This is a genomic window from Pyramidobacter sp. CG50-2 (assembly GCF_003612005.1).
Taxonomy (GTDB): Bacteria; Synergistota; Synergistia; order Synergistales; family Dethiosulfovibrionaceae; genus Pyramidobacter.
Window position 1 is genome coordinate 18,455 of record NZ_RAWT01000022.1, and the last position, 19,084, is coordinate 37,538.

Annotated in this window: 24 protein-coding genes and 1 pseudogene; 6 read left to right on the forward strand and 19 right to left on the reverse strand. The window is 59.6% G+C overall.

The window, feature by feature from the left end:
- Genes D7D26_RS06080 through D7D26_RS06135 form a run of 12 tightly spaced genes read right to left on the reverse strand, consistent with a single transcriptional unit; the run spans position 1 to position 10,595 of the window.
- Entirely contained in the window at positions 1-1,131 is a 1,131-nt protein-coding gene (locus tag D7D26_RS06080) for a hypothetical protein (RefSeq protein ID WP_120372433.1), read from the reverse strand.
- Positions 1,128-2,621, reverse strand: coding sequence for a hypothetical protein (locus D7D26_RS06085; protein ID WP_120372434.1), 1,494 nt, complete (start codon positions 2,619-2,621; stop codon positions 1,128-1,130). The genes D7D26_RS06080 and D7D26_RS06085 overlap by 4 nt, the downstream gene beginning before the upstream one ends.
- The gene (locus D7D26_RS06090; protein WP_120372435.1) at positions 2,618-3,091 is read right to left on the reverse strand and encodes a hypothetical protein; all 474 of its coding nucleotides are present in this window, start codon (positions 3,089-3,091) and stop codon (positions 2,618-2,620) included. Before D7D26_RS06090 ends, D7D26_RS06085 begins: the two co-directional genes overlap by 4 nt.
- Positions 3,084-3,644, reverse strand: a complete 561-nt coding sequence (locus D7D26_RS06095; protein ID WP_120372436.1) for a phage adaptor protein — start codon at positions 3,642-3,644, stop codon at positions 3,084-3,086. The genes D7D26_RS06090 and D7D26_RS06095 overlap by 8 nt, the downstream gene beginning before the upstream one ends.
- Complete coding sequence (locus tag D7D26_RS06100; RefSeq protein WP_120372437.1) at positions 3,641-3,970, reverse strand: hypothetical protein; 330 nt, start codon at positions 3,968-3,970, stop codon at positions 3,641-3,643. The genes D7D26_RS06095 and D7D26_RS06100 overlap by 4 nt, the downstream gene beginning before the upstream one ends.
- Position 3,971: 1 nt before the next feature.
- On the reverse strand, positions 3,972-4,874 hold the full coding sequence (locus D7D26_RS06105) for an SU10 major capsid protein (protein WP_120372438.1): 903 nt from the start codon (positions 4,872-4,874) through the stop codon (positions 3,972-3,974).
- A 13-nt stretch (positions 4,875-4,887) separates the two neighbouring features.
- The gene (locus tag D7D26_RS06110; protein WP_120372439.1) at positions 4,888-5,985 is read right to left on the reverse strand and encodes a hypothetical protein; all 1,098 of its coding nucleotides are present in this window, start codon (positions 5,983-5,985) and stop codon (positions 4,888-4,890) included.
- Positions 5,978-6,238, reverse strand: coding sequence for a hypothetical protein (locus tag D7D26_RS06115; protein ID WP_120372440.1), 261 nt, complete (start codon positions 6,236-6,238; stop codon positions 5,978-5,980). The genes D7D26_RS06110 and D7D26_RS06115 overlap by 8 nt, the downstream gene beginning before the upstream one ends.
- Positions 6,219-8,132 (reverse strand): portal protein, encoded by a 1,914-nt coding sequence (locus D7D26_RS06120; RefSeq protein WP_120372441.1) that lies wholly within the window; start codon positions 8,130-8,132, stop codon positions 6,219-6,221. The genes D7D26_RS06115 and D7D26_RS06120 overlap by 20 nt, the downstream gene beginning before the upstream one ends.
- Positions 8,132-8,566 (reverse strand): hypothetical protein, encoded by a 435-nt coding sequence (locus D7D26_RS06125; protein WP_120372442.1) that lies wholly within the window; start codon positions 8,564-8,566, stop codon positions 8,132-8,134. Before D7D26_RS06125 ends, D7D26_RS06120 begins: the two co-directional genes overlap by 1 nt.
- Before the next feature lie 12 nt (positions 8,567-8,578).
- Positions 8,579-10,045, reverse strand: coding sequence for a phage terminase large subunit (terL, locus tag D7D26_RS06130; protein ID WP_120372443.1), 1,467 nt, complete (start codon positions 10,043-10,045; stop codon positions 8,579-8,581).
- Positions 10,038-10,595, reverse strand: coding sequence for a terminase small subunit (locus D7D26_RS06135; RefSeq protein ID WP_120372444.1), 558 nt, complete (start codon positions 10,593-10,595; stop codon positions 10,038-10,040). The genes terL and D7D26_RS06135 overlap by 8 nt, the downstream gene beginning before the upstream one ends.
- Before the next feature lie 81 nt (positions 10,596-10,676).
- Between D7D26_RS06135 and D7D26_RS06140 the strand changes: the two genes are divergently transcribed.
- A complete protein-coding gene (locus D7D26_RS06140) occupies positions 10,677-10,937 on the forward strand; it encodes a type II toxin-antitoxin system RelB/DinJ family antitoxin (RefSeq protein ID WP_120372445.1) in 261 nt (86 codons plus the stop codon).
- Positions 10,924-11,217 carry a type II toxin-antitoxin system YafQ family toxin gene (locus D7D26_RS06145; RefSeq protein ID WP_120372446.1) on the forward strand — a complete coding sequence of 98 codons (294 nt, stop codon included), beginning with the start codon at positions 10,924-10,926 and terminating at the stop codon, positions 11,215-11,217. Before D7D26_RS06140 ends, D7D26_RS06145 begins: the two co-directional genes overlap by 14 nt.
- Positions 11,218-11,272: 55 nt before the next feature.
- Here the strand turns inward: D7D26_RS06145 and D7D26_RS12135 are convergent, their stop codons facing one another.
- Positions 11,273-11,632 carry a hypothetical protein gene (locus D7D26_RS12135; protein WP_147413049.1) on the reverse strand — a complete coding sequence of 120 codons (360 nt, stop codon included), beginning with the start codon at positions 11,630-11,632 and terminating at the stop codon, positions 11,273-11,275.
- Between the two features lie 64 nt (positions 11,633-11,696).
- On the opposite strand from D7D26_RS12135, the pseudogene D7D26_RS12900 reads away from it, so the two are divergent.
- Positions 11,697-11,864 (forward strand): annotated as a pseudogene (locus D7D26_RS12900) (DUF2188 domain-containing protein); the annotation flags it as partial.
- 143 nt (positions 11,865-12,007) lie between these two features.
- Here the strand turns inward: D7D26_RS12900 and D7D26_RS12610 are convergent.
- The 6 genes from D7D26_RS12610 to D7D26_RS12300 form a co-directional block, all read right to left on the reverse strand.
- Positions 12,008-12,457: a hypothetical protein gene (locus D7D26_RS12610; protein WP_233543481.1), complete on the reverse strand. Its 450-nt coding sequence runs from the start codon at positions 12,455-12,457 to the stop codon at positions 12,008-12,010.
- Positions 12,458-12,802 carry a hypothetical protein gene (locus D7D26_RS06155; protein ID WP_147413050.1) on the reverse strand — a complete coding sequence of 115 codons (345 nt, stop codon included), beginning with the start codon at positions 12,800-12,802 and terminating at the stop codon, positions 12,458-12,460.
- A gap of 47 nt (positions 12,803-12,849) precedes the next feature.
- The gene (locus D7D26_RS06160) at positions 12,850-13,287 is read right to left on the reverse strand and encodes a hypothetical protein (RefSeq protein WP_120372449.1); all 438 of its coding nucleotides are present in this window, start codon (positions 13,285-13,287) and stop codon (positions 12,850-12,852) included.
- Between the two features lie 218 nt (positions 13,288-13,505).
- Positions 13,506-15,527, reverse strand: a complete 2,022-nt coding sequence (locus D7D26_RS06165; RefSeq protein WP_120372450.1) for an AAA family ATPase — start codon at positions 15,525-15,527, stop codon at positions 13,506-13,508.
- Entirely contained in the window at positions 15,457-17,175 is a 1,719-nt protein-coding gene (locus D7D26_RS06170) for a DEAD/DEAH box helicase (RefSeq protein ID WP_120372451.1), read from the reverse strand. Before D7D26_RS06170 ends, D7D26_RS06165 begins: the two co-directional genes overlap by 71 nt.
- On the reverse strand, positions 17,172-17,339 hold the full coding sequence (locus D7D26_RS12300; protein WP_158606286.1) for a hypothetical protein: 168 nt from the start codon (positions 17,337-17,339) through the stop codon (positions 17,172-17,174). The genes D7D26_RS06170 and D7D26_RS12300 overlap by 4 nt, the downstream gene beginning before the upstream one ends.
- A 180-nt stretch (positions 17,340-17,519) precedes the next feature.
- Here D7D26_RS12300 and D7D26_RS06180 point away from each other — a divergent pair, with 180 nt between their 5' ends.
- From D7D26_RS06180 to D7D26_RS12140, 3 genes are all read left to right on the forward strand, one after another.
- Positions 17,520-18,008, forward strand: a complete 489-nt coding sequence (locus tag D7D26_RS06180; protein WP_120372453.1) for a hypothetical protein — start codon at positions 17,520-17,522, stop codon at positions 18,006-18,008.
- Positions 18,009-18,782 carry a DUF1828 domain-containing protein gene (locus tag D7D26_RS06185; RefSeq protein ID WP_120372454.1) on the forward strand — a complete coding sequence of 258 codons (774 nt, stop codon included), beginning with the start codon at positions 18,009-18,011 and terminating at the stop codon, positions 18,780-18,782.
- A gap of 95 nt (positions 18,783-18,877) precedes the next feature.
- Positions 18,878-19,084: hypothetical protein (locus D7D26_RS12140; protein ID WP_147413051.1), on the forward strand; the 207-nt coding region annotated here is incomplete at its 3' end.

The window sequence follows — 19,084 nt, forward strand, 5'->3', positions numbered from 1 at the left end:
TCATCCCTCTCGTATGTACAAGTCGCCCGGCTGGATCATCGCGGCGATCTCGCTGTCGGTAGCGGTGCCTGAATAAACGGTATGCAGCGCCGACGGCATGACGCCAATCACGCGCGCACCGCCTGCACCGTCGGTGATGTCGATGGCGTTTCCGGCGGACACAACGTTCGCGGCGTTAGCCGCCGATGCGGCCGCTTCTTGGGCCGATTGTGCGGCGTTCGTCGCGCTGCCAGCCGCTGCGCTTGCGGATGCCGCGGCACTGCTTTCCGCCGTCTGTGCCGCGTTTTGCGACGCTAAAGCCACGGCCGCGCTTGCTGCCGCCGCCGTCTGGCTCGCCGATGCCGCATCCGCTGATTGCGTGGCACTCTGCTGAGAGGCCGCCGCGGCGTTTGCGGATGAAGTGGCCTGCTCCTCGCTGGATGCAGCGTTGGACGCCGCCGTGTTCGCCTCCTGCACTCTGCCGGCGACGAGAGCGTCGATATCCCCCAGCGCCTGTGTGGCCGCCGCGGCGGTATTTGCGGCGGTGTTGGCGCTGTCCGCCGCGCTTTGGGCCAACGCCGCTTTTGCGTTGGCTGTGTTGGCCCCCTCGTTGGCCGCATTGGCCGCCGCGTTCGCGGCGTTGGCCGCCTCCGTAGCGAGGCTCGACGCGGCATTGGCGCTGTTTGTCGCCGCCGTCGTCATATCGATTAAGCCGCTCAACGTCTCGATGCCGCTTGTCGCCTGAGCCTTGGCGTCAATCATCTCTTGCGTCAGGCTGCGGATCGAACCCGCCGGCCCGGCATCGGGGTCTTCGGCCGCTACCGACATGGCCCCGAGAAAAAACGTCACGTCCTCCGTATCGCTCGTGCAGACCCGCGCCGAAAGCGCGTAGCGCCCCGCGACGTCCGGCTGCACCTTCACTCGCACGGCACCTGCCAGGGGCTCGACGATATTGCCGGTATACAGCACGGTCTTTTCCCGATCCTGCGCCGCCACGACGACGGAGCAGCCCGTCAGGTCGACGGCGTTGCCCTCTTCGTTTTTGAGGGCTATGTCGAGCACCACGATATCCATCACGGCGACCGCCGCGTAAATAGGCCGGTTCGGTTCCAGATAAACCGACACGACGGGGCGCGCCAAAACGTCTCTCATGCCACCACCCCCACGGGAACGTATTCGATCGCGAACCGCGACAGCTCGAACGGCACTCCCGCTGATTCGAACTGGATTTGCAGCGCCCGCGTGCGGAACGTGTTGTGTTTCGTGAAATCCTGTTTTTCTTTGTAGACGTTGCCGATCGGCGTCTTGTTTCCGTAGACCGGCGTGATGTTGCCGTAAACGGGCATCGATTCGTCACTGTAAAAAACAATTGGCAGAAGTCGCCGCCCTGAACAGCTGACCGTCAGGACATCCTGAGAAACGATGCGCCGCAGCATGTTCGTCGTTACACCGATGCGTTTGAGCAGGTATTCGGAAAAGCCGACCAGACGTTTGCTCGAAAAACGGCAGTAGACGAAACTCAGCGTCGCCGTCGCGGGATCGTAATCCGACGAAGACGCTCCGGAAAAATCGTAAATGCAGCTCCCCATCGCGAGGAACAGCGAATCGTGATCGGGCTCGACGACGTCCGTCACCGGGGCCGGAAACTCCCACTTCAGCACCGGCATCGACGACAGTCCGAATTCGTAGTATGCCGGCAGGATCGTTTCCGCTCCCGGCGCCACCAGCAGAATGTTCCGTGCCTGCAAATGCCAGAGACGGCATTTCGAAGTGTCGAGATGATCGCGGATCCACGGATTGACTTTCTGCAGCGCGTCCGCGGGCATGATCTCTTCGTAGCCCTGCGTGCCCTGCAGCAGCCGCACGCCCTTGCTGGATTCGATGTAAAACAGATAGCCGCCGATGTTGACGGCGCTGTGCCCGTTTGACAGCACCTCGTCGCGGCTGATTTCCTTGACCGTCCATTGCGGATACTCCCCCACCAGACGAAATGCCGCGTGCGTTTTGAACACGATCACGTCCGTCAGCGAGGGGATGCAGCAGACAACGTTCCCCGCCACTTTGTAGCCGATCTGCGTTTCCACTGGATCGGCGTCCGTCGCTGAAGACGGGATCGTCCAGCGGGAAGCGTCCCCTACGGCGGAACCGCGCAGCGTGTCACTGTTATCCTGCCAGCAAAAGAGCCGTCCGGCGCGGGCGTAAACGCCGATTACCGCCGCGGGCGAATCCTCGACAGTCGTCAGCACATGCGTCGCGTGGGCGAACAGTTGGATTTTCCCGCCCGAGGCGACGTACAAATCGCCGCCGAATTCGGCCCACGAGGGGACCGAACTCCCCGTCAGAGCGCCAAGAGGCCGCGTCTCCGAAGGCGTGTGGTAATACAGCGATCCTCCCGCCGCCACGACCAGTCCGCCGTCGTACCAGTACATGCCGGAAATGGGAGAACCGAAATCGTGGATCGGCTCCCCCGTCCCCTGGCGCGTCCTCAGACGTCCCGGCGCGTTGGAGTACGTCATGTTGACGCAGTCGGCCAGTTCGTTCAGCGCAATATTTTCCGGCGCCGTGCGGATATTGATGCCGCCCGAGAAATCGCTGAACTCCAAAATCTGCGTGTCCGACCGATGCCGCGACGCCCGTCTCACGATTCCACCCCCGGCAGCAAAGCAACAATACGGTCCATGAATTCCTTTTCCAGCGTCACGTCATATTCGTCGCTGTTGAGCATCAGCGCCAGCGCCGTTTCCACGGCGGCGTCGGAGTAATCCTCGGGGAACGGAAACGTGTCATTCAACGACACGACGCCGCCGCGCAGCCCCCAGAACGAGATTCGCACGGGAGCGCTGCCTGTCGTCGTCCGCAGCACGTGCCCCTCGCGCCAGACGGGATACTGCCCTACGAACGAATGGAACCCTTCCGGCACGGACTGATAATCGACGACGTCCTCCGTGACGATCATCTCCGGATCGCGGCGTTTGATCAGCACGCCGGACAGGTACTTTACCGCCGAGTCGAGGCTTTTGACGATTTCCGCGTCGGTGTAGTTCAGCTTGTCTATGTCGTTGGCGCGCTGCCGTACCGTCACCGCGAGGTCTCGTATTTTCAGGTTATACATTTTGCTCGTACCCTCCCCACAGTTTCGGCTCTCCGGCGTTTTCCCAGCGCTGCGTCTTGCCCGCCTGCGCCGTCCGGTCGGAGACAGTCTGCGCCGTCTCGAAATCGCCCTTGAGCAGCGCCGCCGTCATGCGCGCCAGCGGCAAAAGCAGCACCTCCGGCGCGTCGATCTCGTCGTCGATCGCCGTCAGTCGTGCCGGGCGGTAGCGGTACGTCAGAGTCACTCGCGGTTCCGGCGAGACGATCTCGCTGTTTTCGAAGCGAAATTCCCCGCGGAACGGCCCCGTCTCGTAGTTCGATCCCAGCGCCGCGCCGCGCGGCACCAGCACAGAGACCACCGAACGGAAATCCTCCGGCAGCGCGGCGCGCCCGGCTGGCAGCTCCAGCTCCGCCGACTTGATCAGCAGAGGCGAAAAATACTCGTCGCAGCTGATCACCAGCAGATCGAGCGACGACTGCAGCGCCGTCATCACCTCGTAGTCGCTGTACGTCGTGCGTCCGGCGTCGCCCACGCTGAGACGCGCCATCTGACAGATTTGAGACGCCGCGATCATGCGCAAACCCTCCAGTGCGGATAGCGCTGCACCAGCCGATGCAGCGCCTTTCTGTCGTTTTTGTCCATGCTCCACGCCAGCGCGTCCGGATCGCCCGCCATCAGCAGGGCGTCGAACTCGTCGACGGGGATCGAATAGCGGAACTGCGCGAGGGCCGATCCCTTTTTGTCGCGGATCAGCCCCCGCGTGCCGCCTAGCGCCGTCCTCAGCTCGTGGCAGCGGCGACGGTACACGTCGTCGTCGATCACCTTGGTGATCGTGTACTCGTCGCCGTTTTTGATGCGCAGAAACGTCCGGACGGCGTCGTCGATTTCCAGCGCGCCCATACTAAGGAGCCGTCGGCAGCACGCCGTCGAGATCAGTGATGCGGGCGCTGGCCTTTTCGGCGCGGACCTCCATGGTAACCTCTCCGACGATGACCTGTTCCGTGGCGTCCTTGGTCTTGGGCAGCTCCTTCTTGCCGAACGGACGCAGCGGCACCATGCCGAGATACTGCGTGGAAAGCACGTACACGTCCGTATTCGGCAGCCAGCGGTCGGTGATGACGCGCTGCGTGCCGAAGTCGCCCTCGAACACGTCGATCGTGGCCACCATCTTCTTGCTCTCCGCCTTCTGGCTGCGCTCCGTGGAAAGAGGCAGCAGCAGCGACAGCACGCGCTTGTTGCGGGGGGAAGCCACGATCACGTCGGGATCGCCGCCGCACTCGTACACCTGTTCCAGCGCGTCGTTCAGCAGTTCGTAGGTGAGCGGACGCGCCGTGCCGCCGTTTTTGAACACGTTCGTGCTGATGTAGTACGGCAGCCCCGCCATGCGGCGTGCCGTGGCGTTGTTGCCGAGCACCTTTTTGCTGCTGCGGATGATGGCGCGCTCCTGATCGAGAGCCAGCACCTTCATTGCCTTCTGCATCTCGTAAGCCAGTTTATTGCTCATGTTGTAGCGCTTCACCGCCAGGTTCGTGTCGGTGACGCCGAAGCCCTTGTGGAAAATCTGGCAGACGTTGTCTTTGATCGTCGTCTCGCCGGGGTTCTCGACGTTGAACGTCTCGCCTTCCACGTGCGCGTTGTCGATGGGCTTCGGCAGCTCGTCCTCTTCCCAGTGGTGGACGACCTGCGTCGCCTTCCCCGCCGAACCGATCCGGTTCAGGATCGGCGCGTCGCTGGGCGAGATGATCGTGATCAGCTTGCCCAGATCGAAAGTTTTCCCCGTTGCGTTGTACTGCGTAAGTGCCATGTGTTATGTCCTCCTAGTTTTTGAAAAACGCGTCCTGGAGCATGCGCACCTGGTCCTTCCGACTGGCGCGCGCGAAATCCTTTTCGCCCCAGGACATTCCTGCCCCGGCGTCGCCGCCGCTGCCCCCGATCACTTTGGGCGGAGCTTCCACCTCTTTTTTCGCAGCCGGCTGCGCAGGCGCGGCCGGCTGCTTCGACGCCTTGTAGCGGTCGGCGAAGCCCTTGTACACCGCCTTGATGCGCGCGACGTCGCCGGACTGCAGCTCTGCCATCGTCTGCATCACGCTCTGATACGGCATCTTCTGCATCTCCGCCATGGCATAGCGGTCGATCAGCGCGAAATCCGCGCCGTACTCCCGCTGCAGGTCGCCCATCAGCGATCCGTACATCTGCTGCGCCTGTGCCGCCTGGGCCTGTCGCATCTGCGCCGCCTGCGCGCGCTGGAACTCCGCCTGCTGCAGCTCGCCCGTCACCCGCGCCACCATGATCTGATGGTCGGTGTTGAAATCATCCAGGCTCGTCACGCCGAGGCGGCGCATCGCCTCAGCCTTGACCTGGGCGTTGAAGTCAGGCGCTTTCGGCTGTGCCTGCGCCTGCGGCTGAGGTCCCGCCTGCTGCACTTTGAGCACGTTCTCGCGGAACTGCCGCAGCTGCGCCAGCTCGTTAAGTTGAGGCTGGATCGTGTCGCGGTAGTACTGCATATCCCGCTCGTGGACGATCCGCGCCGCCTGCGGCAGACGGGAAGCGTCTACCTCGTCGGGCGCAAGAAGAAGAAACTCCTCGGGCGTATATTCGTTCCCGGCTTCGCCTTTCGGTGCAGCCGCTGCGGGATCTTCACCCGCCGCTTTTTTGCCTTCGGGCGCCCCTTCCGGCTGCTTCCCTTCGCCGTCAGCTCCGTCACCGTCTGCGGGAGTTCCATCTTTTTCTTCTTCGTCTTTTCCCCCTTCGATCCCGCCTTCATCTTCCGGCTCGTCCTCGATCTCTCCGAAAAAAGACGCGCGCAGGACTTCCTGCTGCTCCTCGTCGCTCAGCTCGTCGAAGCCGCGGTTGTCCACCTGCGGCTGCGCTTCTTGCTGTTCCGCGCCCTGCGTTACCACGTTGTCGTTATCCATTGTTTTCCGCTCCCTTCAATTCTTTCTCTGCAACCAGTCCGTCGCCGACGGCGGACTGAAGAAACGCCTTGAACATCTTGATCGTCACGGCAACATAGGCCAGTGCTTCTTTCGCAGCCCGATCGTTCCTCTGCGTCGCCTGCCAGAGACGATCTTTCATGTCGTTCTCGAAGTCATCAAAAAAGGACAGACAGGTCTTCGCCTGCTGTCCTCTCAACGCCTGCTGCTCTAACTTACCCCTGTCCAAATCCACCTTGGGGAACACCTCCCTGTAACATCTGCATGGCCGCGGCCGCGCCGGCCTGAACACCGGCATTCCCCGCCACCTGCGGAGCCGCCAGCATCGGAGCCGGCGCGGCCTGCTGCATCATCATCTGCTGCTGCATTTGCTGCTGCTGGATCTCCTCCGGCGTGCGCAGGAACGTGCGCGCGTCCTTCCACCCCAGCAGCTCCAAGAGCCGGATCGCCGCCCGGGAGAAATCCGCGGGCCCCGCGATCCCCAGCTGCATGGCGAACGGGTACACCTCGCGAAGGTAGCTCGTCAGCGAGTTGACCTTCTGCTCCTTTTCGCCCAGCCCCACGTCCGAATTGACGACGATGTCGAAATTGCCGTCGAGGTCGTCCGGCTGAATCGTCAGCGCACGGTCGAGCAGCCTCACCACCTGAGCCTGATCGATATACGTCTGGTTCAGGCGGATCAGGAACCGGTTCAGCTCGCTCACGCCCGTCTCCGCGAAGATCTTGACGATATGGTTGATCCTCTGCGCCGACGACTTCATAATCAACGAAATCCCCGTCGCCGTTTTGTTCAGCGTGTTTGCGTCCGTGCCCTGGTTGTAGCGCGTGCGCCCCGTCCACTCCTCCTCGACGCTGCGGAAGTACTCGATGAGCTGCATCGTCCACGGCGCCAGCGGCGCGGACGGGAACGCCGTCACCACGTCGCGCGGATTGCCCTTGCAGCGGACCATCATCTTGTCTTTCGTCAGGTCCTCGACGTCCACCTGGTTCACGTCGATGAAATACCTCGGCGTGTTGTTGACGCTGATGTTGAGCAGTATTTGCCGCACGAAGACGATTCGCAGCGCCTGCAGCTCGCCCTCGATGTCCGCCATCGACGACTGCGGCAGCACGCGGGACGAGTCATGCTGCGTCGACAGCACGAAAAACGGCAGCCGTCCCAGCGGGTTCAGCTCCACACGCAGCAGATGGTCGTTCGCCAGCGTCACGATCAGATCCTCAAGCACGCCGTCGCCGTTGACGTCATGCTTGACGTAGCACTCGAAAATCTCCACGCGGCGTCTGGCGGCATCGTCTTCCTGCGCCGGGAACATCTCCAGCTCCGGGTTCAACACCTGATCCGCCATCTCGTAGTCGACCGTACCGCCCTCGTCCACGGCCCGACGAGCCTCGTCGCGGTCGTACACGCCTTCCTTTGCGCCGCGCAGCAGCACGTCGCCCGTGACAATCTGACGCTGCGCCACGAACAGCGACTCCTCCATACGGCGCGCTTCCGGCAGCCAGCGCATGTCAAAAGGACTGACATGATCCAGCACCGGCCGATTGTCCGTCGTCACCATGCGCCGCAGCGTCACCTGACAGTCGCCGTAAAAATCCGGCGCTCCGACGTCCAGCAGCTCGACGCCCGGCGTCTGCGCCATTCCCATCAGCCGGTCCTGCGGCACCGTCACCGTCTCCTCGCGCGGCTGGGATACCCGCGACCACCAGCATTTCAGCACACCCAGATCGTAGACGAGCGTGTCCTCAAACCAGCTGGAAAACAACATAAATCCTTTGTTGCCCTGTTCCAGCTGCCATTTGATCAGCTCTTCCATCACTTGAGCGTTTTCAGCGTCGCCCTGCCCCTGCCCGACGATGGAGATGACCTTCGTCGTGCCGAAAAACGAGTCGAGCGCCTGCGACAGCGCCCATTGCACCCAGGCGTAAAAATCGTGGCTCGTGTAGTCGGAGAACCCCAGGCGGGGGAACATTCGCTTGTACAGATCCTTGTCCGCCTGGTAGATCTCCCGCCGCCTCAGCAGCAGCGGCTCCGTCGTCTGCCGGTAAAAATCCTCCGCTCTGGCGAGGTCGCGCAGGGCGACCATGCGCACCCGCTCCCGCGCCTCGGCGGAGAGCTTGAGCGCCGCCATTACTGCACCGTGACCGCGATCGTCGCGCTGCCGGCGCCGCTCGTGCAGGACAGGTTCGTCAACCCCGCCGCCAACGCCTTGACGGTGATCACCCTCGTATCGTCGGGATCTACCGCCATCGACGCATAGGTGGAATCGCTGTTGGTCCAGCCGGTCGCCGCCGTGCTCGTCGCCGGCTCGTGTTTGCCCGTCAGCGTCACCTCATCGCCGACTTTGAGCGTCAGCGTCCCCGAGATCGTATTTCCATTCCCGTCGGTCACCGTCACGCCCGTCACCGCAATGCCCTCCTGCGCCTTTTTGACCGCCGCCACCAGATGCGGGATCAGCTGCACGTCGCGGCCTCTCGCCACCTGGCGCAGATCGTCCTCCGTGAGCGTCTCCGCCATCGCCGGAATGCCCTCGTACCCCTCGCGCGTGATCTCCAGATTAACCATACGTGTTACCTCCTACATTGACCCGAATGCCGGGATTTCGATGTCCGCCCGCGCGTAGCCGGTGACCGGCGCGCTGGCGATCTGCTCCGCGTATGCGAGAGCGTCTATGAGATCATCGTGCTGCCCAGTCGGGAAGGCAAGCAGCTCGCCCTCCATCTCCTGAAGCCACGGCGCGCCCACGGGAAACCATACGCCCCCGACGGCAAACCGAGGCTGCAGCACGTCGATTCTTTGTTCCTTCTTCGCGCCCGCGATCAGCGGCACGACGCTAAAAAATATGTTGCGGCGCGGCATCTCCTTTTGCAGGAACGCCAGCATCGCCGCCTGATACTGCACCTTCTCGATGCCGACCGAGATCGGCCGCCATTTTTGCACCAGCCGGAAAATCTCGTCCATGTGCTCCACCGGTGTCACGCGCCCGTACCAGCAGTCCAGCACCTGCCACATCCCTTCAGGCGTCACCCCGATCACGCAGCACACCGAGTAGTCGGCGCTGGCCGCCTTGCTCGACGCCAGATCCACCGTCATATAGACGCTCAGCGCGTCGCGCCGCAGCGTGCGCGGATCGTAATACCTGAACATATCGCGCCGGAACCGCTGCTGCTCGGGACTGCGCGCCTCGCACAGCATCTCGCGGTACCACACGTCGCTCATGCCCTTGCGCGCGAAAGCCTCTTTCTGCTCGAGGATCGACTCGACCGAGTACCGCGCCGGCCACGCGCTGCGCCACTCCCCGGCATTGTCCTGCGCCATCTTCGGCACGCGCTCCGCCTCGAATCCCCAGACGTCGGCGTCCCTGATCATCCGCTCGATGATCGATCGCTCGCCGAGGTTATTGCCGATCATGAAAATCCGTGATTCATGCCCGAGGAAATAGATGTCGGACATAAACCACTTCCAGTCGCTCTCGCAGACCGTCTCACTGCTCACGTCATCCAGATCCTGGATGTCGTCACAGACGATCAGGTCCGGCCGTTTCGCGCCCCACGACAGGCCGCGGATTGAGCCGCCCTTGCCGAACGCCGCGATGCGCACCTGCAGTCCCGACCGGTAGCGCACCTGGAACGCGTTGCCGCTGTCCTCGACGATATCCGGAAGCCCATCCGCCTGCATCATCAGCTCGGGCCGCGCCTGCCACTCCCGCGACGTCTCTCGCAGCAGCGCTGCCGCCAACTCCTTCGTGGCACGGATGATAACGATAAAACTGCGCTCGGGACTCGGGAACGTTAGCGCGTGCAGCAGGTTCGCCCGCAGGGCGATCTGTGTTTTCGCGCTCTCGCGGAATGCCTCGATGGCAAAATTTTTATCGCCGCGCAGGATGATGTCGCTCCATCGATGATGGGCCTCCATCGGCGTAACGTCCCCCGGCGACGCCAGGAGCGCCGAGCGAAACGCCACCAGCGAGTCGCGGCTGACCGCCAGACGCGCCGCCAGCTCGATTTCTCGCTGCGCCGGCGGCAGAGACTTGAGATCATCCATTTTTGATCTCCTGCGCGATCTGCCGTGCCCGACGCGCCGCCTCCGCCGTCATCTCCGCCCCCAGCACCAGCAGAGGACCGCCGTCAGGGCCGGACGCCTGGAGTTTGTCGGTAAAAAGCGCCAGATGCCGCCCCAGCAGTTCCAATGCCTTGATCTTGTCGCACAGCTTAACCGTGATCGTCCCCCCGGCCGCCGTCACCGTCTGCGAGGCCGAGATGAGCGCCCGTCTGGCGGCGTCGCTCATCTCGGCCGTGTTTTTAACCGTAACGTGACCACCATCGATGGTAAACACCTCGTCCGACCGCAAAAACGCTACATCGGCCAGCTCCTTGATGACGCGATCCGCCGTGATCTCCGTGCGAACCTCCCGTTTATTCATTGCCGCTGCTATTGCGGCTGCGACTCTAGTTTTTTCTAGCAGCTGATGACCGATCTTTTCCGCCGTCTTCTCGCTGTACCCCGCCCGCTTGGCCGCCGCCGTGGCGTTCAGGTCGATCAGATACTCGCTCACAAACCGCGCCTGCTTCGGCGTCATCTTCCGTTCCGCCATGGCGGATCACCTCGCTTTCCGGCTCCTTGACATGTAATGCATACCGCTTTATAATCGCATTACATAAGGGAGCTGATAAAAATGTCGACCGCAACCATCAACACACGCATCGATTCAAATCTAAAACATCAGGCCGAAGCGATCTTCTCCGAGATCGGCCTCTCCACCAGCCAGGCCATCAGGCTCTTTTACAGACAGACCGTTCAGTCCGGCGGCCTGCCCTTTCAGCCCGACTACAACTTACCCAGAGAGACCCTCGAAGCCATAAGAGAATCCGAAGAAGGCAAGCTGACGGAGATCACGATGGACGGGCTGAGAGCGATGTTCCATGCGGACGATTAAGCACTCTTCCGCCTTCAAACGCGACGTCAAACGCGAAAAGAAAGGACGCTACCGCGAAGTCTTCGACACCGAACTGCTGGAGATCATCGACCGGTTAGCGAACGACATCCCCCTGGACAAAAAATATCAAGACCACGAACTGCAACGCGGTCTCAAGGGATACCGCGAGTGCCATGTGCGTGGCGACTTCCTGCTGCTGTACCAGAAGATCAACGGCGAGCTGAAGATCCTCCGCCTCGAACGCCTCGGTTCTCACCGCCAGGTCCTCGGGATCGAATAATGACAACAGGCCGCAGCCTCTTCACGAGATCGCGGCCTGTTGTCATATGAGATTGTTATTCAAGCGCCGGCTCTTTCTCCCTCTTTAGCCTTACAAGTCCTCTGGCTACTCGGTCAATAGCTTGGTCAAAACAAAGATTCGCGTTTCTAGGCACGTTCACCATACCAAAAACCAAATGTAGAAGTTCATGAACTAGACTTTCTTCCTCATCTAATTCGAAGCCCTCTACTGCGTCAGAATCCTCCGATTTTTGAATCAGTATCAAAGCTTTTTCCTGACAAAGCTTATAAACCACATGAGCATCCGAATTTGATGGAATCTCGTCTTTTTCAGCGTAACGGACACGAAAAGTCCAATGACTCAGCCCGAGAATTCCCGCCCAAAAACAACAAAGGTCAAGAAGTCTAGTGTTCATTTAAAGCTTACCCTCCTACATTTTGTGTTATACTGTAAGCATCTCAAAAGAAAGGAGGGTATCCATGACTAAACAACATCATGTTATACACAGTGAAAAAGGCTGGAAAGTAATAGCTAACGACGCCTCTCGGGCTTCGGCAACCGCTCCGACCAAAGCAGAAGCAGAAAGGATAGGACGTCAGATCAGCCAAAATCAACACAGCGAGTTGATTATTCACAACATGGACGGCCGCATTTCCCGATGCGACAGCCATGGGAACGACCCCTGCCCCCTAAGGACAAAAATTAACAGCGAAGCCGCCCGTTTGAAATGGGCGGCTTTATTCTTTCTCCCCGTGATTTCCAGCTTACATCATATCACGTCAAGAGTGTCTCATTCTATCTCATCTTTTCGTTTTTGCCAGATTTCATTAGCAGCTTTCAACGCCGCTGCGTGCATCCTGTGGATGTGCGGCCAGCTGTACCCCATCTCCACGGCAATCCGCTCCCACGTCCAGAGATCCCGATATCGATACAGCAGCAGCATCTGATACCGCTGATCCTTCACTGCATAGATGATCCCCGTCACCCGATCCAGCGCCGCCCGCCATTGCTCAATCTCTGTCTCGATTTTGCCCTGGCAGTCCGCGATCGCGCACGCCGCGTCCTCCAGCGCGCTGTGCTCCTTCCCGCCGTGGACTATCTGGCGGTCGTACTCCATGCCTCGAACGCCCTCCGCTTTGGCCCATAGCACCCTCAGACGTTCGAGATCGGCGTCGAGTCGCTTCTGCGTCCACCAGACCGACCGCAGCACGCGTTTGATCTCGCTCAGATCGTCAGACATTTATTCACCCCTTAAATATTTCTCGACGTCCACGCCCGTTCTGTATTGCATATAATCGATAATATATTCTTTGCCGAATGTCTCGAGCATGAACTTGAAAAAATGCTTGCCCCTCTCGAAGCTGTCCACCCCATCCCACGTATCCTCAGCGAGTGGCGGGTCGAATTCCATGTATCTGTAATTCGCATCCAACGAGAGGGTTCCTCCCTCCCCATCATCCCAATCATCCTCAAGAAACGTCACGTCAGCTCCTTTACCGTTGTCCCAAAACTCAATAGATACAATTTTTTCCACGAACTCGGTAAAGCATGCCCTGTGAAGGGCAAGCCACTGTTTCTTGGTCAATCGACTCAGATATTTCGGTTTAAGCTTCATCTTTCGGCCACCTCTTGTCATTGCGCCCATCCATACATTTTTTCAATCTGCCGTCTCGAGATCACCTGACAGATATCCGCTCCCAATTCACGCACTTTTTCGCCGTCTTCGATCCACTTCCACGGCGTATGAAACACCACCCAGCCCCGGGCGGCATAGCCGTTCCCCTTCTCCATATCCTTCAGCACACTCCCTGGGCGATTGTGCCGCCCCAGCGTCCACGTGCCGCCGTCGATCTCGATCGCCACCCTCACACCAGGAAACGCTATGTCCGCGCGCCACTTCCGCTCCGGCGCGGCGAACGCGAATTCCAATTCAAACGGCTCGGCGGTATTTTTCGAGATCAGTTTGGCGAAATCATTTTTCAGAATTTCACGAATTTTATCTTTTATTTTAATCACCTCTTTGATAAACTTCCCCGAGTTCATTTTTTGACCCATCCCGTCGCGTCGCATTGTCGCCCCCCCTAAAGGGGGGGGGACGAATGCGACGACGCTTGCCGGGCTTTGGGCGCGTCTCAAGTTTACTAATGCGACGCTTTTGCGACGTTTGCGACGCATTACACAAAGTCTTGCAAATGCTATATTTTAGCGTCGCATTTTACTATTTTCGATTTTGCGACAAAAACGCCGAGTTTATTTTTTTTGCCGAGTTCACTCTTTTTAGCGTCGCATTATATTTTGCGACGCTGTTTATATAAACTTTTCGCGATCTGTTTTTGCTCTAACTCAGCGGCAAAGCCCTTTAAGAAGTAAAATCCATTTTCGACGCGTAAGCGTCCTATTTCACAAAGGTCTGTTCTTGCACGGCTAAATGCATTTCTTTTCGTGCTGTCATTTTCGCTTGGGCTGCACTGATAAAAATATTCCCTCCATTTCTCCAGTTCCAACCCCGCGAAATTTCCCTCCGCGTCCAGCTTCCCGAACCGTTCCGCCGCTTCGCGGAACGTCTGCAGCCCGAACTGCTGGCTCTTCGTGAGCTTCTTTTCCTTCGGCTCGTCGCCGCCGTCGGAGCGCTCCATGACGACCGTCGTCACCGGCGAGCCGTCCTCGTCCGTCCATCCGGGCACCGCGATCTGCACCTGTTCCAGCCAAAGATCGCTTTGCAGCTCCGCGTCCTTGTTTTTGGTCTGCCTGACCAACACCTTCACGCTGCCGGGCTCCTTGTTGACCCATGTTTCCAGATCCATCGCGCCTTTCCAGGCCGACGACCCGCGGGCTCGGTTTTGCGCCTCCTGCGCCACGCCCGTATGGTGGACGATCAGCACCGAGCAGCGGAATTCGTTCATCAGCCGCGTGCAGGCGTCGAGGAATGTCTTCGTATCCTTGGCCGTATTCTCGTCGCCGAACAGAAACCGGTTGAGAGTGTCCACGACGATCAAAACCGGCTTTGTCTCATAGCGTCCGATCTCCGCGATGACCCTGCCAACGCCCTCAGGCGTGTTCAAATCCTCCGCGGAGGTACTGATCAACATCTCGGCCGAGTTTGCCCCCTTGTGGCCCATCCAGCCGGCAATGCGGGCCTTCAAACCGATATGTCCCTCCCCCGCCAGATAGACCACCGGGCCGTGTTTGACGCGACAGCCCTGCCAGTCGTTGATCTGCGGGCAAGCGATCGAGAGCGCCTGGTCCAGCACCACGAACGTCTTTCCCGTCCCCGAGGCGCCGAAAACCATCATCAGAGCCTCCTCCTGGACCCACCCCTTGATCAGCCATTTGATCGGCTGCGGCTTTTGGCAAAACTCGCTCAGCGGCACCAGCCAGGGATCCGGCTCCACTTCCAGCAGTGCTTTCAGGTCGCGCCCCGCGACGGCGTAGTCGTTCGCGTCGCCGATCTCCGGCGGCACGATCACCTGCGCGCCGATCAGCCCCGCCGCCGCCTGCGCTTTTTGCTGGCCGACGCCGCTTTTGTCGTTGTCGGCCACGAAAACGATTCGTGCCTGCGGCATTTTACCGCGCAAAAACTGCCCGACTTTGGACAGGTTCCCCGCGTTGAGCGCCACCACCACGCCCGCGCCCGTAGCTTCGTGGACGCTGGCTCCCGTGGCGTAGCCCTCGACGACATAGATAACCTTCGCCGCCGCGCCCGTCGGCGGAATGAAAAAATATCCGCAGGACACCTCGCCGCCGGCATGGAACTCTTTCCTACCGTCGGCGCTTATGTATTGCAGCGACGTCAGCCGCTCGCCGACGTAGATCGGCATGATCAGCCGCCCGTCGCCCGTCTGGCGCAGCCCGTGGCTCCTGACCCGCTTGCGGACCAGATATCCGTTCTCACCGTCGGCCTCGGCGGCTTTCTCCCAGATTTCCGCACAGACCTGCGCGGCCTGCTCGTGCCTCTTTTTCGCCTCGGCCTCGTGCATCAGGCGCGCCCGCTCGTAGCTCAGCTCGATCAGCTCGCGTTCGGCCTGCGTCAGCGCGTGGTCGGGCGTCGCGTGCCACGCCACCGACAGGTCGCCGCGCCAGTTGCCGAAACGCCCCGCCGGCAGGTTGTCGCCGAAGAGCACGTACCAGCCCGATTTTTCGCGTCCCTTGTCGCCGGCTACGCGAAAACGGTGCGGCTTGCCATCCAGTACGACGTCCGGCGCCTCTTCGACGCCGATGCCGGCGGCCAGCATCGCCTCCTTAGCCTGCGCTTCCGGCGGCAGGCGCTTCTCCGGCGCCATCTGGTCCCAGTTCCGCGGCAGCGTCGCCATTTGCTTCCACCACCTTCCATTCGCGGCTTACGACCCGGTAGTACTTGCCTTCCCTGACGCAGTACACCTTCGCCGGAGACCGCGATTCCTCGTTCATAAGCTGCGCCAGTTCGCGCAGCTCGTCTTCATTTTTGATAACGCCCAGCGTCATGGCGTCGGGATACCTGGCGGCGATGCCGGAACACCGCATCAGATAGCGCAGCGTCTTGAATCCCTTCTGCTCGGCGAAGCCTCCGTGCATCAGGCACAGATACTCGCTGACGCTGATCGACCTGACGAAATCCCGCGAGTCGTAGTCCACCCGCAGCATCGGCAGGCCGTTCCTGGAGCTGTGCTGCACGCTCCAGAACCAGCCGCGCAGCTCCATTTCCGACGGCTCGATTCCCATGATGTCGTCGCGCCCGTGCAGCGCCATGATTTGCGGTTTCCGTTCCGGCGCGGGGAATTCGTACCCGCAGGCTGGGCAGATTTTGGCGTTCGCTGCCACGATTTCGTCGCACTCCGGGCACTTGCGCACAGGTTTTTTCTCCGCCGCGCGCTTCCTCTTGGGAATCGCCACGCTCGTGATGGGGCCGTGCGCCGCTACGTTGCCGGCGAAATCCAGCACCAGGCAGTCCGCCTTGCCCTCGGCGACGCGCATGCCCCTTCCGGCCATCTGCACGTACAGCCCCGGCGAGAGCGTCGGACGGCACATGGCCAGCAGATCGATGCCCGGATAGTCGAAGCCCGTTGTCAATACATCAACATTGGTCAGGGCTTTCAGCTGTCCCGATTTGAAATTTTCAAGGATCTCCGCGCGCTCGGCGGCGGGCGTGTCTCCTACCACCGTGGCCGTAGGAATGCCAGCCTGCCGCAGTTCGTCGCGCATGTGGAAGGCGTGCTCCACGCCTGTGCAGAAAAACAGCCAGGCTTTACGGTCTCCGGCGCGCGAAATCGTCTCTCTGACGATCTCTGCGTTGTTGGCGTCGGTGTCGACCGCCAGCTGCAGCTCGCTTTCGACATATTCGCCGCCGCGCTTGTGGACGCCTTCGACGTCCAGCGTCTTCGCCGGCAGTTTCGACCGCAGCGGCGCCAGGCTCCCCCCCGCCACCAGCTCGGCGATCGTCACCGGTTCGATCAGCCCGTCGAAAATGCGGTTCTCGCCCTCGGTGATCAGCCCGTGCCCGAGGCGGTAGGGCGTCGCCGTCAGCCCGACGATCCGCAGCAGCGGATTCCGTTCTTTCAGGTCTTTCAGCAGCGAGCGGTACATGCCGCTGTCGCTGTGGTTGATCAAATGCGCCTCGTCGACGATGGCAAGGTCGACTTTTCCCAGCTCTTTGGGACGCCGCCAGACCGACTGAATGCCGGCCACCGTGATGCGGTCCACGTCTCTATGGTTCAGCCCCGCCGAGTACAGCCCGACGGGCGCGTCCGGCCACGCCTGCACGATCTTGTCGGCGTCCTGGGAAAGCAGCTCCTTGACGTGCGAGAGGATCAGGATGCGGCTGTCCGGCCATTGCCGCAGGATGTCCTCGCACAGCGCCGCGATGATCCACGACTTGCCGCTGCCCGTGGGGGCGACGATACAGGGATTGCCCGCGTTGCGCGCCAGCCAGCTGTAGAGCATGACGATGGCGCGCTGCTGGTAATCCCGCAGCTGGGGGATCAAAACGGCGCATCCGTCTGGTCTGCCGCGGCGGTCCGCACGCCCCGCAGCAGATCGCCAGTGGAGATCGAGCCGGGGCCGGACCCGTTCAGCACTTTGACGCCGTCGATCTCGTACAGCGCGCAGCGCCCTTCGCCGTCCCCGCCGAGGAACTTCCACGGCGTCACGTCGGTCGAAGGCGGCGGCTATCAGCTGGAACACGACAAAGGACGGCAATTTGTATCGCCTCAGATGGTCGAGGACAAACGTTTTTTCATCGTCGGCTCTGTCGTCGAGAGCTTTCCCCGCTCGAAGGTCGTGAGTTGAGGGCAAGGAGATATAGGAATATTGCAAGGAGGCAAATATGTATGACTGACGAGGAAATTAAAACTTTGCTGAATATTCCCAAGATACTCAAAGCCAAGGATGCGTGGAAATTGAATCTTATTCCAAATGAAGATTTCGCTTTTGTCCGTTTTAATGTAGAATTACAAGCAGAGAGCGATTATCATTTCACGATGTGCGGGCGTCTTGCCTCCGATAATGTATCTGATTATTCGGCCATTTTGACGGTGAGCAACCGCAAGACTGGTTTTAAAGAAAACCTGCTTCGGTGCAATGGCGCGCATGAACATCGCAACAAAATTGAAAAGAATCTTATAACTTCAACGCACGTTCACGTTCTGACGCAGCGATATTTGGAGCGAAATAGATTCCCCTCGGAAGGATACGCCGTAGAAACCGAGGCGTATAATTCTTTTGATGGCGCTGTCGAATATTTGATGAAGTTGGCAAATATCTGCAGGGAGGGCGATGAAGGTCAGGTATCGCTGTTTCCTGAGAAAGGAGAATTGTAAATGCTGTCTGTTCATCTCGAGGAAGATCTGCGCGACAGGTTGAAAACGGCCGTCACTCTTGAAAAACGAGGATTGAGTGATTATCAGGTCTTGCTGCCGTTCACGTTCCCCGACGGAGACGCGCTGAAGATCATTTTAAAAAATGATTCGGATGGCTCCTGGGAATTGACGGACGAAGGGCACACACTGATGTTTCTCAGCTATTACGACATTGACGTTGAATCAAAGGGACGGCGCGAATTTGCCGATAAGGTGCTGCGCTCACATTCGATCGAAGACCGGCGCGGACGTCTGGTAATGCCGTCGATCCCTGAAGATGAGCTTGCTCCTGCGGTTTTTACATATGCACAGGGGCTTCTAAAGATCGGCGATCTGTCAATGTGGAAAAAGGAACGAAAAGCGCGTGAATTCGTTCAAAAATTCCGCGACGCTGTGAGTCTCGCTACGGGGAAACGTGAAACAGTGTTTGATTATTTTGATCGGGAAAATGATCCAAGGGGAGTATATCTCGTTGACAGCCTTGTGACGCTTACGAACAGGCGTGGACTGTATATATACGGCATCAATTCAGAAGATCGGGCAAATCGTGCGGCAATCAGCATCTATCATTATGAAAAGCTCGCGCCAAGCACATTAAGCTGTGTAATCTACGGCGCTGACCTGGGGATGAAAACACGTTGTCGTGTTGACGACGCAGCCGATAAAACGCTTTCATCGCTTGAAGTGGTTCCGGAACGTCTTGAACAGTATATGAAAAAACTTGAGGCTGCATAACAACAAAGCCGCCCCTTTGCCCCCGTCTTCCGTTGCGCATGGCGTGGAGAGGTTACGATTGACGGGCACGATACAAGTAGATCAAATTGAAATAAATGGTGCGCCAGATGGTACTTCATGACGTTCCAAGGCTTGTAATTACTGTAAAAATGGAGCCGGGAGTCGGCTCCTTTTTTTACCGCGAAAAACAAAAAACGCAGACCTTTGGGATCAAGGGTCTGCGCTTTTTTATTGTAAAACGAAAACCACCGGCAGTGCCGGTGGTTCCAAAAGGCTTTAGCTATGGAGAAAAAGGACTCCTC